The 19588-nt window shown below is 69.1% G+C and carries 16 protein-coding genes; 6 read left to right on the top strand and 10 right to left on the bottom strand.

The genetic code is table 11. From position 1 onward, the window contains the following. Positions 1–1194 precede the first annotated feature (1194 nt). Positions 1195–1836 carry a hypothetical protein gene (locus ACGFZQ_RS48145; RefSeq protein ID WP_393845862.1) on the top strand — a complete coding sequence of 214 codons (642 nt, stop codon included), beginning with the start codon at positions 1195–1197 and terminating at the stop codon, positions 1834–1836. An 877-nt stretch (positions 1837–2713) separates the two neighbouring features. Continuing rightward, positions 2714–3613 (top strand): NAD-dependent protein deacetylase, encoded by a 900-nt coding sequence (locus tag ACGFZQ_RS48150; protein WP_393845863.1) that lies wholly within the window; start codon positions 2714–2716, stop codon positions 3611–3613. 60 nt (positions 3614–3673) lie between these two features. Here ACGFZQ_RS48150 and ACGFZQ_RS48155 read toward each other — a convergent pair whose 3' ends face one another. Beyond that, the gene (locus tag ACGFZQ_RS48155; RefSeq protein WP_351717028.1) at positions 3674–4054 is read right to left on the bottom strand and encodes a toxin Doc; all 381 of its coding nucleotides are present in this window, start codon (positions 4052–4054) and stop codon (positions 3674–3676) included. Then, positions 4054–4290, bottom strand: coding sequence for a hypothetical protein (locus ACGFZQ_RS48160; RefSeq protein WP_351743758.1), 237 nt, complete (start codon positions 4288–4290; stop codon positions 4054–4056). Before ACGFZQ_RS48160 ends, ACGFZQ_RS48155 begins: the two co-directional genes overlap by 1 nt. A gap of 260 nt (positions 4291–4550) precedes the next feature. Between ACGFZQ_RS48160 and ACGFZQ_RS48165 the strand changes: the two genes are divergently transcribed. Continuing rightward, positions 4551–5906 carry a mycothione reductase gene (locus ACGFZQ_RS48165; protein ID WP_393845864.1) on the top strand — a complete coding sequence of 452 codons (1356 nt, stop codon included), beginning with the start codon at positions 4551–4553 and terminating at the stop codon, positions 5904–5906. A gap of 81 nt (positions 5907–5987) precedes the next feature. Here ACGFZQ_RS48165 and ACGFZQ_RS48170 read toward each other — a convergent pair whose 3' ends face one another. Beyond that, positions 5988–7007, bottom strand: coding sequence for an alcohol dehydrogenase catalytic domain-containing protein (locus ACGFZQ_RS48170; RefSeq protein ID WP_393845865.1), 1020 nt, complete (start codon positions 7005–7007; stop codon positions 5988–5990). A gap of 180 nt (positions 7008–7187) precedes the next feature. Between ACGFZQ_RS48170 and ACGFZQ_RS48175 the strand changes: the two genes are divergently transcribed. Further along, positions 7188–7760: a TetR family transcriptional regulator C-terminal domain-containing protein gene (locus tag ACGFZQ_RS48175; protein WP_393845866.1), complete on the top strand. Its 573-nt coding sequence runs from the start codon at positions 7188–7190 to the stop codon at positions 7758–7760. Positions 7761–7826: 66 nt separating this feature from the next. Here the strand turns inward: ACGFZQ_RS48175 and ACGFZQ_RS48180 are convergent, their stop codons facing one another. Further along, entirely contained in the window at positions 7827–8246 is a 420-nt protein-coding gene (locus ACGFZQ_RS48180) for a hypothetical protein (protein ID WP_393845867.1), read from the bottom strand. Positions 8247–8459: 213 nt separating this feature from the next. Continuing rightward, positions 8460–8936: a hypothetical protein gene (locus ACGFZQ_RS48185; RefSeq protein ID WP_393845868.1), complete on the bottom strand. Its 477-nt coding sequence runs from the start codon at positions 8934–8936 to the stop codon at positions 8460–8462. A gap of 157 nt (positions 8937–9093) precedes the next feature. Between ACGFZQ_RS48185 and ACGFZQ_RS48190 the strand changes: the two genes are divergently transcribed. Next, a complete protein-coding gene (locus tag ACGFZQ_RS48190) occupies positions 9094–9519 on the top strand; it encodes an HIT family protein (RefSeq protein WP_393845869.1) in 426 nt (141 codons plus the stop codon). A gap of 276 nt (positions 9520–9795) precedes the next feature. Here ACGFZQ_RS48190 and ACGFZQ_RS48195 read toward each other — a convergent pair whose 3' ends face one another. From ACGFZQ_RS48195 to ACGFZQ_RS48210, 4 genes are all read right to left on the bottom strand, one after another. Beyond that, positions 9796–10662 carry a carbohydrate ABC transporter permease gene (locus ACGFZQ_RS48195; RefSeq protein ID WP_393845870.1) on the bottom strand — a complete coding sequence of 289 codons (867 nt, stop codon included), beginning with the start codon at positions 10660–10662 and terminating at the stop codon, positions 9796–9798. An 11-nt stretch (positions 10663–10673) separates the two neighbouring features. Beyond that, positions 10674–11621 carry a carbohydrate ABC transporter permease gene (locus tag ACGFZQ_RS48200; protein ID WP_393845871.1) on the bottom strand — a complete coding sequence of 316 codons (948 nt, stop codon included), beginning with the start codon at positions 11619–11621 and terminating at the stop codon, positions 10674–10676. A 12-nt stretch (positions 11622–11633) separates the two neighbouring features. Beyond that, a complete protein-coding gene (locus tag ACGFZQ_RS48205) occupies positions 11634–12977 on the bottom strand; it encodes an extracellular solute-binding protein (RefSeq protein ID WP_393845872.1) in 1344 nt (447 codons plus the stop codon). Between the two features lie 189 nt (positions 12978–13166). Beyond that, on the bottom strand, positions 13167–14231 hold the full coding sequence (locus tag ACGFZQ_RS48210) for a LacI family DNA-binding transcriptional regulator (RefSeq protein WP_382540587.1): 1065 nt from the start codon (positions 14229–14231) through the stop codon (positions 13167–13169). 217 nt (positions 14232–14448) lie between these two features. On the opposite strand from ACGFZQ_RS48210, the gene ACGFZQ_RS48215 reads away from it, so the two are divergent. Then, on the top strand, positions 14449–16293 hold the full coding sequence (locus ACGFZQ_RS48215; RefSeq protein ID WP_393845873.1) for a glycoside hydrolase family 2 protein: 1845 nt from the start codon (positions 14449–14451) through the stop codon (positions 16291–16293). A 69-nt stretch (positions 16294–16362) separates the two neighbouring features. Here ACGFZQ_RS48215 and ACGFZQ_RS48220 read toward each other — a convergent pair whose 3' ends face one another. After that, on the bottom strand, positions 16363–19587 hold the full coding sequence (locus ACGFZQ_RS48220) for a TIM-barrel domain-containing protein (protein WP_393845922.1): 3225 nt from the start codon (positions 19585–19587) through the stop codon (positions 16363–16365). Between the last annotated feature and the right edge of the window lies 1 nt (position 19588).

Genomic DNA, 19588 nt, shown 5'->3' on the forward strand with positions numbered 1-19588 from the left:
GGCCTGCGCCTGTCTCGTCGCATTCTGCCGGCGCGGCTTCGACGTGCCACTTGCGGCCCCCTTCGCGCACCACCGTTTTCCTGCCGCAGAACGCGCTTGGCCTCGTCGGCGTTCCGGTGTTGCTTGGGAGCTCGACCGCATGGCTTCGGGGCCGGGCTGAGGAAGCCGCGAGTGTTCGATGCGGCGGCCGGCGGCCAGGCTGCTTGCGGCGCTGCCGGCCATCTACGTCCAGAGGCCGCGGTCAGTGTTCCCCTACCCGGCGTCCGCAGAACCGGTAGGCAGTCTCGGACCGTTGCTCATAGGCCTGTGACCTGCGATGATCCAAACCCGATCCGTGATCAAGGGGGAGTCCGAGCGTGAAACGACCACGGATCGCTCTGCCGGCCGCGCTGGGCATCGCTGCCATCTTCGTTACGGGGTGCGGAGGTTCCGGTGATGAAGGACTGCCGGTGCGGTTGGTCAATAAGTCGGCCTGGGATGCTCGGGTGCTCGGTTGTCCGCCATGCGAAGAACGCGGTGCTGTGGTCGACGGAGATCCTGACCGAACGCCGGGCGGGGGCGGCGGTGCCTACCTTGGGTGGACCGAAGAACACGCATGGCCCGTGACATACAAGGTGGTCGTCCGGGGAGTGGAGTCGGTCTGCCCAGTCATCGACCCCGAGCCCGGCAAAGCAGAGGGGGCAGTAGGCACCCGAGACGTCATCTACGTGGTAGACGAGACCGGGATGTGCGTCGCAGGCCCAGCGAGCCTGGACGACTTCTGACGTCGACATGTGCGGGATCAACCGCCTCAAGGCGCGACACGGAGTCGCACACGTCAAGTGGAAGATCTGGACCGTCCTTTGGACGAGTACACCGCCGAGGCGATCACCGACTAGGTGGCCTACCGGAGCCGCCGCCGACCGAACAGCACCAATCCGCACCTGCTGATCAGCCGGAACACGGCAACAACCACTTCGGCGGTTGGCACGTTCTGGATGGACAAGCTGGTCAAGAGGCTACCGGCAAGCGTCGACCGGCTACGGCACCGTGCGAGGTGACTCGCGGGACACCCGAATCGGCGTGCAGGGGTGCCGGGAACAGCCGGCCGGCGTAGGTCTCACCGATGCGGAAGACGAGGAAGTCCCGCGTCGAAGAGCATACGACCGTGTCCGCCACCGGTCGGCCCGGGCGCCGCGGTGATGCAATCCTGGGGTGCGGGCGAAGGTGACCAGTGGGATTCTGTACTTCCTGGAACCCAAGGGGCGACAGCACGGCCCTAGGCGTCGGCAGTTGCCCGAGGTGGTTGAAGTGATGGGGATCACGAGGACAGGACGTCCACGACGACGACCCCTCACGCCGCTGGCCGCCGTCGTCAACGGCGTCGCCGCCGGCGTCGCGGGGACGGTCTGCATGGATGCCGCGCGCTACCTGCGATATCGACACGCAGGAGGCACCGAGAGTCCCAAGGAGTGGGAGTTCGCGCCGGTCGAAGGCTGGGAAGAGGCGCCGGATCCGGGCAAGGTGGCAAAACGGCTACTGGAGGGGTTCACACAGCGCGAGATCCCTGACCGGTGGGCTTGGCTCACGAGCACCGCGATGCACTGGTCCTACGGGTCCGCCTGGGGAGCGCTGTACGGCATTGCTGCCGGATCTGCCCGGCGCCCGAACCCGTTGCTCGGCATTCCCTTCGGCGCGACTGTGTGGGCCAGTGCATATCTGGTCCTCCCCCAGGCCGGGCTCTACAAGCCGATCTGGAAATACAGCCCGAAGACATTGGCTGAAGACCTGAGCGCCCACATGGCGTTCGGTCTGGCAGCCGGCACCTGCTTCTGGCTCACCAGCAGATACTGCTGACGCAGCGCTCCGAGACAGTCTCCACACACCACGCCAACCCTGATCTTCCCTGATCTTCTGTCTGGCAGGGTCCTTTGCTACGGATGCGCTGGAGTGCCTGCTCATTGGCGCCGCGCCGCAAGGAGCATCCCTCCCCCACGTGTCAAGACACCGGACAGCAATCGGTGCACTGCGGGACCCGACACGCTGGCCGAACCAGAGTGGGCCCTGCGCGAACGCTCGCTGCACCGAAGGACCACCGACGCAGGAAGGCACGGGCCGAGGCACAGCGGACGGGGCCACCGGCGACGGCGCTAGGCCGAGGGCATTGCCTGGGATATCGGGGCGATCATGGACAGGCTCCTGGCGTCCACATTCGCGGGCGTTGCCCTGCTCTCGGCGGCGGCTTGCAGCAATGGCGGCCAGTCGTTCCAGACGCAGACACACAGCCCGACCGCACCGGTCGCTCCCACCCGCACAACTGCGCCACACACCACAACCGCTGCCCGGAACGTAGTGGCGGCGAGCCCCGTCACGACATCGCCCCCTCCGGCAGATCGAGGGCTGGCGACGGGTCGTCTCACACCTCCAGACGCTCCCGAGCGTCGACGCCGACCGCATCGGGCTGTCAGCGGCTCTCGTCTCGAAGCCGTCGAGGCATGGATCGAAGGGGCCCGTGGGTATGAGGACCAGTTCCTTCGGTTCGAGGGCGCGTTCGTAGGCCCGCAGAGCCAGGTCGGTGGGGGCGACCGTGTCGCCGGTGGCGACGAGCATCGTCAGCGAGGTGGGCGCGATCTGGTCGATCCAGTGATCCGGGTCGTCACCGGGGACTGCGATCCGCTTCTTCGGCACCACCTGCGCCGGTCCTGAGCCGCCGCCGATTCCGTACCCTGGCGGCATGCGCATGCGCCCCACGCTGAGCTGGACCCCTGCCGCGGATCTGCCGCCGGGCACCACCGACCTTGAACCGGTCGTCGACGCGCTGAGCACCGGCGGTGTGCTGGTGCTCAGCGGCGCGGGCATCTCCACGGAATCAGGCATTCCGGACTACCGGGGCAAGGGCGGGAGCCTGAGCCGGCACACCCCGATGACCTACCAGGACTTCACCGGCAGCGCCCACGCGCGGCGCCGCTACTGGGCGCGCAGCCACCTCGGCTGGCGCACCTTCGGCCGCGCCCTCCCCAACGCCGGGCACCTGGCCGTGGCCGCTTTCGCACGGCACGCCCATGTCTCGGGTGTGATCACCCAGAACGTCGACGGCCTGCACCAGGCCGCCGGCAGCGAGGGCGTCGTGGAACTCCACGGCAGCCTCGACCGGGTCGTCTGCCTCTCTTGCGGCGCCTTCAGCCCGCGCCGCGAACTCGCCCGGCGGTTGGAGGCCGAGAACCCGGGCTTCGACCCGGTGGCCGCCGGGATCAACCCGGATGGTGACGCCGACCTCACCGACGCACAGGTCGGGGATTTCCGCATCGTGCCCTGCGCCGACTGCGGCGGCCTGCTCAAACCGGACGTGGTGTTCTTCGGCGAGGCGGTTCCGCCACAGCGCGTCGAGCACTGCCGACGGCTGGTCCGTGAAGCATCCGCACTGCTGGTCCTGGGCTCCTCACTGACGGTGATGTCCGGGCTCCGGTTCGTTCGCCAGGCGCACCAGGCGGGAAAGCCGGTGTTGATCGTCAACCAGGACCCGACCCGGGGCGACCCGCACGCCCTCACCCGGGTCGCGCTCCCCCTGGGGTCGGCCCTGACCACCGTGGCCCACCGGCTGGGCATCCCGGTCACCGGCGGGTCTGCGGACTGAGGCGCCCCGGGGGGTATTCACCGCCGTGACCGCGGGATGATTCCGCACCAGAGCGGGTGGCTACAGCTTCCAGCTTCGGAGCTGGTCGGCAACGTCCTGGACGCTGATTCGGGTGTCTCGGACCTTGCGGACCAGGTCGGACAGGGCGCCGTAAGGAGGATCGATGCCTTCGCCGGCCTGCGCCATGTACTGGGCGGCGATGAACGCGGCATACAGGCTGTTGCGGTGCGGAAGCGGCTCCAGGCGCACGATGGTGTGCAGCAGGGCCGCGGCGCGCCAGGCCGTGTCCGGGTCGGCTGTCGCGAGGGTGGGCATCCGCGTCTTGTGGCGGGCGACGGCGGCGACCAGCGCGGAGTAGTCCGCCACGGTCAGGTCGTCGTGGCCGAGCGCGTTCTCCTGGACGTCCAGCAGCCAGGAGACGTCGATGTAGAGGGGCGGCATCAGGCGGCAGCGGCCCCGTCGCGTTCGGCGGGCGGTACTTCGTCGGGGAAGGCCTCGTCGAACTCGCCGCGCAGTCGTTCGGCCCATTCGGTGGCGCCGGCGACGAACTGCTTGCGCTGCATCTCGCGGATTCCGAGGTCGTGCAGGTACTGCTTGAGGCTCTTGCCCTCGGCGGCGGCCGCGGCCCGCACACCTTCGAGTTCCTCTTCTGTGAAGGACACGTTCAGGGATGGCATACCCGTGATGGTACCTAGTAGGTGCCTGTCATTGAAGCGGGATACCGGATCCGACGTGTTCCACCCGCTCACGGGCCTTGCGGCGCTCGGCGATGTATGAGCGCCATCCGGTCACATCGGCGTACCGGCGGGACGGGAGCCGCCCTCACGTCCGGCAGTGGTGGAAAGCGGCGCATGCGGACAGAATTGTGATCAGTAGGACCGCACTCTCACAGCCACACACCTCAAGGCCGGTGTCCCGCCCACGGAAGGTGGAAGACATGCGGCACTACGATCTCGTCATCCTGGGGGCGGGCAGCGGCAACATGCTGCTGTCCGAGGAATTCGATCGTCTGCGGACCGCCATCGTCGAACCGGACCGTTTCGGCGGCACTTGTCTGAACCGGGGGTGCATACCGAGCAAGATGTTCGTCGTCGCCGCGGACGCCGCCGAGGGCGCGCGGGCGGCACAGCGCCTCGGTGTCCACGCGAGCGTCTCGCACGTCGACTGGAAGTCCGTCCGGGACCGCGTGTTCGACCGCATCGATCCACTGCACGAGAGTGCGGTGGAATACCGCAGAGGACAGGGCGTCGACGTGTTCACCGAGGCGGCCCGATTCGTCGCCCCGAAGGTGCTGGAGGTCGGGACGGAGCAGATCACCGCCGAGACGTTCGTCGTCGCGGTCGGGTCGCGGCCGGTGGTGCCGGACATCCCCGGCCTCGACACCGTCGCCTTCCACACCTCGGACACGATCATGCGGATCGACGCCCTGCCCGCGTCCATGCTGGTGCTCGGCGGCGGCTTCATCGCGGCCGAGTTCGGCCACGTGTTCACTTCGTTCGGCGTCGACGTCACGATCGTGCAGCGCGGGCCACGCCTGCTCATGGCGGAGGACGAGCAGGTGTCGCAGCGCTTCACCGAGCTCGCCTCACAGCGGCACCGTGTACTGCTCGGCGCCAAGGCCACCTCGATCGCACCGAAGGGGGACGGTGTGGCGGCGCTGGTGGCGTGTCCGGCCGGTGAGCACGCCGTCGAGGCCGACATGCTGCTGGTGTGTGTCGGGCGCCGACCCAACACCGACCGGCTGCGGGCCGTCGACGGCGGCCTTGAGCTGGACGAACACGGTCACATCGTCACCGACGACGCCTACCGCACGTCCGTGCCCGGGGTGTGGGCACTCGGCGACGTGGTGAACCACTTCCAGCTCAAGCACGTGGCGAACGCCGAGTCGCGGCTGGTGCGGCACAACATCCTCCATCCGCAGGACGTGCGGACGCTGCCGAACAAGGTGGCACCGCACGCGGTGTTCACCAGCCCGCAGATCGCCAGTGTCGGTCTCACGGAACAGGAGGCGCGGCGGCGCGGCATCGACTGCCTGGTGAGCGTTCGCGACTACGCCCAGACCGCCTACGGATGGGCCCTGGAGGACACCACCAGTTTCGTCAAACTCCTCGCGAGTCCTGCCGATCGTATGCTCCTGGGCGCGCACATCATCGGGCCGCAGGCCGCGACGCTCATCCAGCCCCTGATCCAGGCCATGTCCCTGGGACTGACGGTGGACCGGATCGGGCACGACGTCCTATACATCCACCCGGCTCTGACGGAGGCCGTCGAGCAGGCGCTGCTGGACCTGTAGTCAGGCGTGGCTGACCGGACACACCGAGGGAGGTCGAAGGTGACGTGGGTGAGCCGGGTCCGGCGGTGACGTCGAGGACGCTCAGGCGGTGACGTCGAGGACGACGCGGAACCGCGCCTTGCCGGAGAGCATCCGCTCGTAGCCGTCCATGGCCCGCTCGAAGGGCATCGTCTCGATGGAGGGGTGGATGCCGTGGGCCAGGCTGAAGCCGAGGTTGTCCTCGTTCTCGATCGACGAGCCGGTCAGGCTGCCGACGATGCTCCGGGTGCCGAAGATCAGGTCGGCGGTGGCCACCGACAGCGGGTCGGGCGCGGCACCCACGACGACGAGCTTCCCACCGGGGGCCAGACCGCGCAGCAGCGGGTTCATGGACGCACCGCTCGACGCCGTGGCGACGACGAGCGAGGCGCCGCCCAGGTCGGCCAGCGCCGCGCCGGGGTCGGTCTCCGAGCTGTCGATGTACTCATGAGCGCCCAGCTCACGGGCGAGCGGCTCCTTGTCCTTGCCACGAGCGACGGCGGCGACCCGGTATCCGAGGCTGCGCGCGTACTGAAGGGCGAGGTGCCCCAGCCCGCCGATGCCCTGCACGGCCACCAGACTGCCCGCCCGGACGGAGTCCTGCTGGAGCGCGGAGAAGGTGGTCAGTCCGGCGCACAGCAGCGGGGCGGCCTCGGCCGCGGACATGCCGTCGGGGATGCGGACCAGTCCGCTGGCACGCGCGTAGGTCACCTCGGCGTAGCCGCCGTCGATGTTCGTGCCGGTCTGCGCCTGGTCGAGGCAGTTGACGAAGTCGCCCCGGCGGCACGGCTCGCACTCCCCGCAGTGTCCGTTCAGGAAGCCGACCCCGACACGGTCGCCGGGGTGCCAGGCGGTGACGCCCGTCCCCACGGCGTCGATCACGCCGACGATCTCGTGGCCGGGCACGATCGGACTCGACGGGTCGGCACGCAGGCCCTCCACGGCAAGGACGTCGGTGTGGCAGACGCCGCAGGTCTCCACCCGGAGCCGGACGTGTCCTGGCGCCGGGTCGACCAGCTCGCGCTCGACCAGCCGGAGGTTGTGGACTCCGGTGGCCTCGAAGGCTCGGTAGGCAGTGGACATTGAGGCTCCTCGGTACCGCCCGGCCGGCACGGACCGGCGGGGCTCTGTGGCGATGACACTTCTAATATGACCAGTCGTCTTAGATGGCGTCAAGCCCGGACGGGCAAAGGTGCGCGGGCCCGCAATCCGGGCTTGACAGCGGCCAAGACGACCGGACATATTGAGGGCGAGGTGATCAGAATGGCACGCGCATCGAAGCGCGAGGAGATCGCGCAGGCGGCACTGGAGCAGTTCCGTACCCGGGGCTTCAACGCCACCGGCATCAGCGACATCACCTCGGCCGCCGGCGCCCCGAAGGGTTCTTTCTATAACCACTTCGCCAGCAAGGAGGACTGCGCCCTGGAGGCGCTCAACCGCTATGCCGCCGGTCTGCGCTTCGACATGCTCGACACGGCCGGGCGTCCTCCGCTGGAACGGCTCCGGACGCACTTCGAGTTCATGGGCTCGGACACGGTGGACAGCGGCTTCGTCCGCGGATGCCTGGTCGGCAATTTCGGCGCCGAGGTGGCCGACCACTACGAGGAGATCCGCTCGGCGGTCCAGCGCGGCTTCCAGCAGTGGGCCTCGCACATCGAGCGCGTGCTTGCCGACGCCCAGGAATCGGGCGAAGTCAGCGCCTCGCTCGACGTGTCGGCGACCTCGCTCTTCGTCCTCAGCGCCTGGGAAGGTGCCCTGATCGCGGCCCGCGCCGACAAGTCCTCCGCCCCCATCGACGCGTTCTTCCACATGGTGTTCGACGTCGTGCTGCGCTGAGCCTGCCCGTCATCGTCACGGCTGCTCCGACGGGGCGCTACTCGTCGTGGCTGTCTCGCCGTCCGCCTACGACTGTGGGCGACTACTCCAGATGACGCTGCGCTGCTCGCATTCGAGGTCGGATCCGACGGGGTCTTCTCCGCCGCGCTCAGCAGTAACGCTTCGGCACAGCACAAAACCTGATCCGCTCCTGGATCGAAGGACGACAGGCAGATGGATCTCTCCGCCGGACGGGCTGATTCCGGAGAAACCGAGAATCTCCTCGGCCTCGGCCATGCTCGCGGAGCGGAGCTCGATCGACTTGTAGTGCTGGACCAACTGCATGGCACTCACACCTTCGAAACGCAGGTCCAGGCATGCGGTATCCACGCTGTCGGGAACGGCCCGAAGGAGCAGTTGAGAATGTCCGACCCCATAACGCCAGACTCTGAAGGTCCGATCGGATTTGAACATGACGACGGAACTCGCGCCATTCTTCGAACTCACGCCATTATTCGAAGGGGTTGACATCTACCTTTACCTCCCTTGACCCAGGTGTCCCACCCCACACCTGCGGAGACTGACCCATTTCGCAGAGCTCCCGGTTCGTCAGAAAGGATCTGACGCAGATTGGATATCCCGTCCCGGGGACGGAAACCGGCCCAGGTACCGGCACCGACTCCTACCGCCTCGCCACCAGCCGAGCCGCTTGGAGACGGGCTACCCCGATGACCAGGGAACGCTCCTCTGGATGACGGCCGGGCGGACATCGACAAGATCGAAGCCGTCCTCGCGGCGCAGGAGGTGTTGGACCTGGCCCAGGCCGGAGTCGCGGACGAACCCGACCCACCCTTGCGTGGTCGCGTGTCGAAGAAGCCACCCGACGACGTCCATCGTCACCCCGAAGTCGTCCTCGTGGACGCAGGTCCGGACGGTCAGGGCCCACGGTTCGCTGCCGTCCGTATTCGGCCTGTCCACGGCACGGACCAGCAGGGAGACATCGGCCCCGTCGAACGAGTGGCTCGCCGAGCCACCGGCGAAGGCCTGCCAGGGACCGCCCCATGACTCCCAGTCGGTCGACTTCAACTCTGTCGGCACGTCCCCCTTCCCGAGGAGCCACCTCAGTTCCAGAAGGACCGGCTCGGGCAGGTCCGGCGGCAGGTCCACCGCCAGGAACAGGTCGTAGTAGTCACTCACACGAGGGACCCTAGCCCCAGCCGGTGACAGCGCCTCGCGGGCCTGGCGGACCCCCCCCGCGGAGCCCGGTGCAGTCAGAACTCGGGCTCTGGCTCAGCTTCTGTGGCGCCGGGTGCCCGTCAATCGCGAGCCGTCGGCTTGTGGCAGGGTCGTCCGCATGTCGTGCCCCTTCTGCCGGCTCATCCGCGACGACAGTGCGCAATGGGTGACCCGTGGCCCGTCCGCCTGCGCGTTCACCCCGCTCGGCCCTCTCGCTCCAGGGCACACCCTGGTGGTGCCGACGGCTCACTACGCCGACGTCTTCGACACGCCCACCGAGGTACTGGCCGAGACGGTCGACCTGGTCCAGCGTCTGGCAAGGGCCATGCGCTCGGGTTTGAACGCGACGGGGGTGAATGTCCTCAACGCGAGTGGACCAGGCTCGGAACAGTCGGTACCCCATCTGCACTTCCACGTCGTTCCGCGATGGCCCGACGACGGCATCTCCACCTGGCCGACCGGGCAGTCGCAGCATCGATTCGACGGCGACCCGGCCGCGCGGCTCGCCGACGCGCTGACCGCCGGCCAGCACCACAGAAGCTGAGCCGGAACCGCTGGACCTCAACGAAGCCAGCCCGTGGAAGGCGCGCGCCGCGACGACGTCGTCCGAGCCGTGCGGCGGATCGATTCCCGGCACGGCTTCCCGCTCCCGCCCTGGCTTGCGTCCCGCCGTTGACCGCGCCGCCGCAAGGACGCCGCGTCGATGGTGTCCCTCGAACCGGCCGCGCTCCCGGCCTCGAACGCCGCTGCGGCGGTGCCGTCTTCCGCCCGGGTCTCCCGGCGCGGAACGTGGCACCGCCGCAGCGGCGGGACGGGTGCGTCACTTGATGCCGGTCGTGGCGATCCCCTGGACGATCTGGCGCTGGAAGACCAGGAAGACCGCGATGAGCGGGATGAACCCGAGGACCGAGGAGGCCATGACCTCGGCGTACTGGGGGCTGCTGGGGTCCACCAGTGAGGCGAGGCCCACGGGGATGGTCTGCGACTTGGTCTGGCTGAGGACCAGCAGCGGCCACAGGAAGGAGTTCCAGGAGCTGATGAAGGTGAGAATCGCGACCGTGGACACCGCCGGGCGGCAGATCGGCATGCAGACGTTGGCGTAGACGCGCCACCAACTCGCCCCGTCGATCCGGGCCGCCTCGATCAGCGCCGTGGGGATGCCGCGGAAGAAGGAGTGGAAGACGAACACCGAGATCGGTGCCGCGACCGACGGCAGGACCAGGGCCCAGAACGTGCCGAGCAGATGGACCGAGCGGTACTCGATGAACTGGGGCAGGACCAGCGCCTCGGTCGGCAGCATCAGGCCGGCCGTGGCCACGGCCATGACCACGCCCCGGCCCCGGAAGCGCAGGAAGGCCAGCGCGAATCCGGCCATCGAGCAGAAGGCCACCGTGAAGATCACGGCGAGTACCGAGATCACCAGGCTGTTCAGATACCAGGCACCGATCGGATGGTTGTCCCAGGACGTCGAGTACGCGTCCAGCGACCAGCCGCCGGAGAAGATCGACGTGGGGCTCTGGGTGATGGACGCGTCGTCGCGCAGCGAGGTGATCAGTGCCCAGACGAAGGGCACGAGCCAGATCAGGGCGAACAGGGTCAGGCACACGGCGCAGAGCCGGTTGAAGAGCTTGGCGCCGTTGACGGCGCCCTTCGCTTCGGCGGGCTGCGGCTGGGTGATGGTGGTCATGGGTCCTCCGCTCAGGCCGCGCTGCTGGTCGCGCGACGGCGCCGCAGCCCGTACCAGGCCGCCGAGATCGCGACGATGATGACGAAATACACCATGGTGGCGGCCGCGCCGTAGCCACCCCGGTAGGCCGTGAAGCCGGTGTCGTAGATGTACTCGATGACCGGCCGGGTGGACTGGTTGGGTCCGCCGCCGAGCAGCTGGTAGATCTGGTCGAACACCTTCAGCGAGGCGAGGATCTGCAGGATCAGTACCAGGCTGGTGGTGCGGCCGAGCAGCGGCACCGTGATGTGGCGGATCTGCTGCCAGGGGCTCGCGCCGTCGATGGCCGCCGCCTCGTAGACGTCCGCGGGGACGTCCTGGATCGCGGCGGTGAAGAGGACGAAGTTGAAGCCGAACGTCCACCACACGGTCATCAGGACGACGGCGGTCCAGCCGCCCGAGGTGCTGCCGATGAAGTCCGGCACCGGCAGTCCGACGGCTCCGAATGCCTTCGGTATGAGGCCGATCTGCGGGGTGTACATCCAGAGGAAGACCAGGGTGACCACGGAGGACGGCACGACGTAAGGCAGGAAGAAGGCTATGCGGTAAAAGAGCCGGCCGCGGCGCAGGCGCGAGGCCAGGACGGCGACGCCCAGCGCGAGGATGACCAGCGGAGGTGTGGTCAGCAGGGTGAAGAGGACCGAGTGCCACATGCTCTCCCAGAAGAGGGAGTCGCCGAGGACCTCGCGGTAGTTGGAGAGGCCGACGAAGTCACCGAGGCCGCTCTTGACGGTGGTGGTGTTGAAGAAGCTCAGCACCACGCCGACGAGGAGGGGACCGACCAGGAAGAGCAGGTAGACGACGAGGAAGGGGGCGGTGAGGAGCCGACCCGCCCAGCGTTCGGACGAGGTGGGCCGGTCGGCGGGAAGGTCCGCGGGGGCTGCGGCGGGTGCCGGTCGCGTCGAGACGACGGTCGTCATGGTGACTGCCTCCTACTTCATCGTGACCGGCGGTCGGGACGTGGTGTACCGCTTCAGAGCGGAGCGCATCGAGGCCGCCATGCCCTTGGGCGAGATGCGCCCGGCGAGGGCCTCGATGACCGTGCCGCCGATCACGCCCTGGAAGTCCGAGCCGGCGCCGGTGTACCAGGCGACCGGGTCGTACCGGGCGTTGAAGGCGGCCTGGACGTAGTTGCGCTGCGGCGACTGGCCGAGGAACGCCTTGCTCTGCTGCGTGGGCAGCCAGGCGGGGATGTGCCCGCCCTCGGCCCACACCGCGCTGCTGTCGAGGAGGCTCTTGACGAACTTCGACGCGTTGCGGGTGCGGGTCTCGTCACCGCGGTCGTTGCGCGGCAGGATCAGCGCGTGCGAGTCGGCGTACGCCACCGGCTTGGAGCCGAGCAGCGCCGGGAACGGCACCACGTTGAACTTCAGGTTCTTGACCGCGCGGTACGACGGGATCTGCCATTCGCCGTCGAAGAGGAAGCCGGACTTGCCCGTGCTGAAGAGGGCGTTGGCGCCGGCGCCGGTGAGGTTCTTCGGCATCAGGCCGGGGCCGGTCAGGCTCTGCATGAAGGCGACCGTCTCCTGCATCGCCTCGTCGTCGATGGCGATCTTCGTACCGGAGTCGGTGACGATCGGGCCGGCGAGGCCGGAGTAGACCATGCTGAAGAAGCGCCAGGCGGTGGACGGGTCGGCGGTGATCGACATGACCGCGCCGAACTTGGCGCCGCCCGCGTTCTTCATCGCCTTCACCGCGTCGAGGAAGTCCGCCTTGCCCTTGAGGGGCACGAGGCCGTTGCCGGCGGAGTTCAGCAGGCCCGCCTTGCGGGCGATGTCGACGTTGTAATAGAGCACGAAGGGGTGCGTATCCAGGGGAATCGCGTACACCGTGCCGTCCACGGTGGCGTTGTTCCAGGCCGCCGGGGTGAACTTGTCCTCGGTGACACCCAGCTCCCCGAGGGGGGTCCGCTCGATCGGCTGCAGCAGGCCGGAGGCGGCCAGCAGCGGAAGCCGCGACAGGTGGGTGATGCCGACGTCCGGCGGTGTGCCGCTCGCGGTGGCCAGTGCCAGCTTCGTGTAGTACGGATTGCCCCAGCCCAGGATGGTCGCCTCGACCGTCGTTCCCGGGTTGGCCTTCTGGAACGCCTTCTCCATCAGCACCATGTTGGCGCCGTCACCACCGGTGAAAAGGTTCCAGAAGATGACATCCGCCGTGTTCGGCTGCGAACCCGTCAGGCCGGACGCGAGCGGGGAGGAGCACGCCGCGAGCCCTCCGGTCAGGGCAAGGCCACCGCCGAGGGCCAGAAACCGTCGGCGCGCCATCGCTCCGCTCATGGGGGTATTCACCTCGTTACATCGATGTGAACTCGATGGCGCAGACCCTCGCATACGTTTTGCAACGATGCAATAGATCGTTCGGAAGAAGCTTCGACATGCCGGATCCCACCCTGCACCCGTCGGACCGTCGTCCACCGCGACGGGGTTCACACAGCGACAGGTGTCACATTGCGCGCCGGGCCCCGGTCACTCCCGGGCGGGCTCGCGACGCGAGGACTCCCGCACGACCAGCCGGTACGGCGTGGCCTCCTGAGGAGCCGCCACCGCCGCTCCCACCTGCGCGTCCTTGCCCGGCTCGGTCTCCTCGGGCTCCGCTGGAGGCTGCATCTGCGCCTCCAGCAGGGCCAGCGAACGCTCGGCGATGGCGTCGAGGTCGGGGGCGATGGAGGTGAGCGGCGGGTGGGTGTAGGCCGACTCCTGGATGGCGTCGATGCCGACGACGGCGACCTCCTCGGGCACCCGCACCCCGGAGGCGTCCAGGGCCCGCAGCGCGCCGACGGCGAGCGCGTCGTTGAAGGCGAAGATGGCGTCGGGCAGCGGGCCGTCGCCCTCCAGCAGGTCCCGCACGGCCGCGTAGCCCTGCTCCCTGGTCCAGTCCTCGACCGGTACGACCAGCCAGTTCACCCGCCGCACCCGGGCCGCCGACATCGCCTGCTCGTACCCCTCGGTGCGCTGGCGGCCGTTCTCGCTGCCGTTGCGGCCGAGCGCGACGATCCAGCGGCAGCCCTGCTCCAGCAGGTGCTCGACCGCGGTGCGCGCGGCCGCCACGTTGTCGATGCCGACCCGCGGGAACTGGTCGCCGACGCTGTGCTCACCCAGCATGACCAGCGGAAAGTCCGGCCTCTTGGCGGCGATGTCGCTGGCCGGCAGGGTCAGGGCGCTCAGCAGCACCCCGTCGGCGACATTGGTCAGGCCGCCCTCGATGATCCGCCGCTCCACCTCGCGGTCGCCCGCCGTCGACTCGACGAGCACCGTGATGTCGCGCCGGCCCGCGGCCCGGATGACGGCCTGGGCCAGCTCGGCGAAGTAGGGCTCGGCGAGGAAGGGCACGGCGAGGGCGATGAAGCCGGTGCGGCCCGAGCGCAGGCCGCGGGCCAGGTAGTCCATGCGGTAGCCCAGTTCGTCGAGCGAGCGCTGCACCTTGGCGCGGGTCTCGGGGCTCACGTGCGAGTAGCCGCTGACCACGTTCGACACCGTCCGCACCGACACCCCGGCGTGCTCGGCCACGTCCCGCATCCGCACTCTGGCCACTGGGGCCTCCTTCCCGTCGTGCCGGCACTCTCAGGGCCTGCCGGGTGGCCCGGGTCGGGCGCCCGGCAGGCCCTCAGAGTCTGCCGCACCGGGGCCCGTCTCAGCCTCGCATCCCGTCAGGTCCTTGCATCGATGCAAATGATCACTCATGATGGCAGGGCTTCGAGTCGTAGAAACGCCTATGCCGGGAATTCCGGAAAAGGCAGGAGGAGGGTCCGTGAGCGCGAGCGAGCAGGACGGGACGTATCCGAGGCCGATCCTGCGGCGGGAGCGGTGGCACAGCCTCGACGGCGTCTGGGACTTCGGGTACGACGACGCCGGCCAGGGCGAGCGCGACGCATGGTTCTCCCAGGAGACGGCCGGCGCGTTCGACCGGGAGATCACCGTGCCCTTCCCGCCCGAGGCCCCCGCCTCCGGCATCGGCGAGACCGCGCCGCACGCGGTGGTCTGGTACCGCCGCCGCATACCCCACGAGGTCCTCGCCGTCAGCGGCGACGACCGGGCCCTGGTGCACTTCGGCGCCGTCGACCACCGGGCCAGGGTCTGGCTCGACGGCCGCCTGGTCGCCGAGCACGTGGGCGGTCAGACGCCCTTCACCGCCGACGTCACCGACGCCCTGCGCCCCGGCACCGCCGAGCACGTCCTCGTCGTCCGTGCCGAGGACCACCCGGCCGACCTGGCACAGCCGCGCGGCAAGCAGGACTGGCAGGACCGGCCGCACGCGGTCTGGTACGAGCGGACCACCGGCATCTGGCAGACCGTGTGGACCGAGACCGTCTCCGCTCAGCACGTCACCGACCTGGCCTGGATCCCCGACCCGACGCGCGGTGTCGAGGCCGAGATCACCCTCGCCTCGGTGCCCGCCGCCCCGGTCAGCGTCGACATCGTCCTCAGCCACGACGGAGAGGTGCTCGCCGAGTGCACCACCGCCGTCCGCACTCCGCGCAGCCGCATCGACCTCGTCGTACCCGCCCTGCGCAACGGCATCGACCGCGAGGATCTGCTGTGGATCCCCGAGCGGCCCACGCTGATCGACGCGCGGGTGACCGTCCGCGACGCCGCCACCTCCCAGGTGCTCGACACCGTCGCCAGCTACGTCGGCCTGCGCAGCGCCGGCGTCGGCCGAGGCGCCTTCCTGCTCAACAACCGCCCCTACTACGTGCGTTCGGTCCTCAACCAGGGCTACCGCCCCGACACCCTGATCGCGAACTCCGGCACCGGAGAACTGCGCCGCGAGGTCGAGCTGATCAAGGCGATGGGCTTCAACGCGGTCCGTATCCACCAGAAGGCCGAGGATCCCCGCTTCCTGTACTGGGCCGACCGGCTCGGCCTGCTGGTGTGGGGCGAGACCGGGGCCGCGTACGAGTACGGAACCGAGGCCGTGGAGCTGCTCACCCGTGAGTGGCTGGACATGGTGCGGCGTGACCGCAGCCACCCCTCGATCGTCACCTGGGTGCCGGTCAACGAGAGCTGGGGCTGCTCCGACGTCGCCAACGACCCGGCGCAGCAGGCCTACACGATCGCGCTCGCGAACCTGACCCGCGCCCTGGACCCGACCCGCCCGGTCATGTCCAACGAGGGCTGGGAGCACACCGACAGCGACATCATGGGTGTGCACGACTACTCCTCCGACCCCGAGCTGCTCACCCGCCGCTACGGCGACGTCGCCGGGTTCGAAGCGCTGCTGGCCTCGCCGGGCCCGGCCGGGCGGACCCTCTCCCTCGACGCACGGCAGACGGAGCGCTACCGCGCCGGTGAAGTCCCTCTGATGGTCACGGAGTTCGGCGGTCTTTCGGTGGGCGCCGAGGAGGACGAGTTCTCCTACACCCGGACCAGCTCGGACACGCAGTACGCCGCCCTGCTCGCCGAGATCTTCGGAGTACTGCACACGAGCCCGATCGTCGCGGGCTTCTGCTACACGCAGTTCATGGACACCGCCCAGGAGACCAACGGCCTCCTCTACACGGACGGTTCGCCGAAGCTGCCACTGGAGACGATCCGCCGTATCGTCACCGGCACCGAGGCCGCCCCCGAGGAGAAACCCCTGGCCGACGAGGGGTGATGACGAGGTCTACCAGGCCCTGCCGCCAAGCACGACATGCGCGGCAGGGCCTGCACCAGTCCCGGCCTTCTACTTGTACGCGACGGCCGTGGCAGCGCGGATGCTCCGCGTGGGCATGGTGATCCGGAGTACGTGGCTGTCGGCGTCCCAGTGCCAGGCCGAGGCGGTCAACCGGGTGCCGCCCGCGGTTACTTGCCTGGGTGGTTCGGTCACGCCGAGGAAGGACACGGTCCAGGTTCGGTGGGCCGCCTGTCCGCGGAAGGTTCCTTTGGCAGGTGCGATCTTCAGTAGGTGTGTGCCCTTGTGCTCGGTGTAGCGGATGCGGGTGGTTGCCGTACGCCCGGAAGCAGGGCCGGTGCCGTCGTCCTCGTAGAGGGAGAAGGCGCGGGATGCTCCTGGGGCCACCGTGACGCTGACCTTGTCGAGCGGGCTCTGGCCGTCGTTGGGCACGTTGTCGGACCGGGTGGTGACGATGCCGCCCGCTCGGACGAAGACCGGCATGGTGTCCAGGGTGGTCGTGATGTCGTGCGTGGCTCCGCCGGCGGGTGCGGTGTAGGTGCGGCCGGTGAAGTAGTCCGTCCACTGGCCGGGAGGGAACCACACCGACGTGGTGGTGTCGGTGCCGGGTGTGGTGACGGGTGCGATCAGCATGTCGGGGCCGTAGAGGTACTCGCTGTCCGCCTTGGTGTAGGCGTTCTCCTCCTCCGGGTACTGCAGGTACAGCGGGCGGACGATCGGGGTGCCGGTGGTGTTGGCCTCGTGCGCCAGGGTGTACGTGTACGGCACGAGCGCCTCGCGCAGCCGGAGGAACTTCTCCGCGGACTTCTGCGCTTCGGGGCCGTACTGCCACGGCAGACGGTCGCTGTGGTTGCTGTGCAGACGGTCGACTGGCTGGAAGGTGCCGAACTGCACCCACCGTGCGTACAGGTCGTCGGGCAGCTTGGTGGTGCGGTGGGTCTGGCCGTTCGAGGTGTATGTCTCGGCCCCGGGGATGCCGTATCCGTCGTTGTGGCCGCCGATGTCATGGCTGACGGCGGCCAGGCCGGTGGCGGCCGACTCCCCCGGCGTGTAGCCGATTTCGGCGCGCAGGGTGCCCCAGTTCGAGGTCGTGTCCCCGGTGAAGTGGAGGGTACTGCGCTTGTCGGCCCAGGGGCCGGTGGGCAGGCCTACGCCTCCGCTGTAGCCGCCGGCCTGGAGGGAGCCGTAGGCGCGGGACAGGACGAAGCCGCGGTCGCCGGTCTCCGAGGAGGTGAGGTCGGCGTACTCCTGGTTGATCCATGCGTCCGGGGTGGTTCCGGACTGCGAGGAGCGGGAGGCGTCGCAGCACCAGTCCAGCCACCAGAAGTCGTTGCCGGCCTGGTCCATCGGCCGGTGCAGGTCGAGGTAGGCCTTGAGCTGGTCGGGGTCGCCGAAGTCGAAGGTGTAGCAGTCCGAGCCGGCGCTGCCTGCGCAACCGCCCTTTCTCAGTTTGCCCTTGGCCGTGCTCTGGGCCTTCGCGAACTGCGGGTCGGTGCCGAGGATGCTCGGGTGCACGTTCAGGGTGTTGTGCAGCCCTTGGCCGGTGGACCAGTCGAAGAAGGCCTTGGGGTCGGGGAACTTGGCCGGGTCGAAGTTCCAGCCGCTCCAGGTGTTGGGCGACTTGAAGTCGGTGTCCGTGACCAGCACGTCCAGCGGGACGTCCGCGGCGCGGAACGCGGGCAGGATGGTGTTCTCGTAGTCGCTCGCGGTGCGGTCGATGTATTCGGAGTACCAGACGCCGTAGGCCCAGCGGGGCAGCAGCTGTGACGGCCCGGTCAGGGTGGCCAGGTCGGACAGGCCCTGCTGGTAGTCGTGTCCGAAGCCGAAGAGGTAGCCGTCCTGGTAGGGGCGGCCGCCGTGGGCGGGGCGTGGAGTGGCCTTCTTGGTGGCGGTGTCGTAGACCGCGGAGGGGGTGTCGTCGAGCAGGTACCAGCCGTCGCGGTGCAGGAGTCCGGGTGTGGTCCAGGGGGTGGGGTCGTTGTCGCCGTTGAGTCCGTCGAGGCTGCGGCGGTAGCCGCCCAGGGCGAGGTGGGGTGCGGGGGCGGCCTCTCCTTGCCGGCTCAGGGCGAGGGTGTCCAGGTTGACGTGGCAGCTGGTGGACTCCGGGCAGTTCAGGGTTACTTGGTCGGTGCCCGCCTTCAACTCGACGGGGACGGAGGTCGACTGCCAGGTGTCCCAGTTGTCGGTGGCCGGGAGCGTGAGGGCGTGGGAGGCGCCGGTGGCGGTGCCGACTTCGATCGTCCGTGACTGGTGCAGGCCGTCGCCGCCGGTGCCGTTGGCGTAGCGCAGGTTCAGCAGGTAGGTGCCGTCGGCGGGCACGCCGGTGATCCGGTCCGAGACGGCGGATCCCTGGTTGAGTTCGGCGGCGAAGCCGTAGCCGGCGTGGCCCTTGTGATCGGTGGCGATGATCGCGGAGCCCGACAGGAGGGCGTCCTCGGCCTCGCAACTGGTGCCGAAACGGCAGCCGTTGACTGTGGTCCGCGCTCGGGTGGGGTAGGTGGCTCCGGTGGCGAGGAGGGCGAGGCTGTCGACGTTGACGCTGCCGGAGTCGGTGGCGGCGCGGTGGAGTCTGACGGTGTGCGGACCGGCGCCGAGCGTCAGCGGCAGGCGGGCCACGCCCCAGGTGTTCCAGTCCGATGTCGCGGGAAGCGTGAATGTCTTGTCGGCGCCGCCGTCCACGCTGAGGCTGAGGGTGCGTGCCTCGTGGTGGCCGTCGCCGCCCACCGCGTTGGCGTAGCGCACGGAGAGGTCGTAGGCGCCGGCGGACGGTGTTTGCACGTCCGCGGCGAGGGAGTTGTTGTCCACCTCGAACCCGGCGAGGAAGCCCTTGCCGGTGAACCCGCTGTGGTCCGTGGCCAGGCCTGGACCGTCGTACAGCTGGTCCTCCGCCTCGCACAGGGCGCCGACGGTGCAGACGTCGTGCTGCCAGGGTGCCGCGAGCACCGGCGTCGGCCCTGCCTTGAAGGAGGTCGTCAGGTTGTCGGCGTCGAAGGGGCCGGAGCCGACCCGGTAGCGCAGGGTCATCGCGCTGGTGGTGATGGTCAGGATGCCGCCGCTGACGGACGAGGAGTAGGGGGGCGGGGTGAAGGAGTCCCGGCCGACGGCGTTGAAGGTGGGGCTGTCCTCGAAGCGGCCGTCGCCCGCGTACTCCGTCCGGATCAACGTCGGTGACAGGACTTCGAAGCGGGCGTCCTGCACGGTCACGGCGGAGCGGTGGGCCGGCCGGCTCCCGGCGTCCGCGGCCCCCACGCCCGGCGTGGCCAGGCAGAGCCCCAGT

The organism is Streptomyces sp. NPDC048254, assembly GCF_043201895.1.
Lineage (GTDB): Bacteria > Actinomycetota > Actinomycetes > Streptomycetales > Streptomycetaceae > Streptomyces.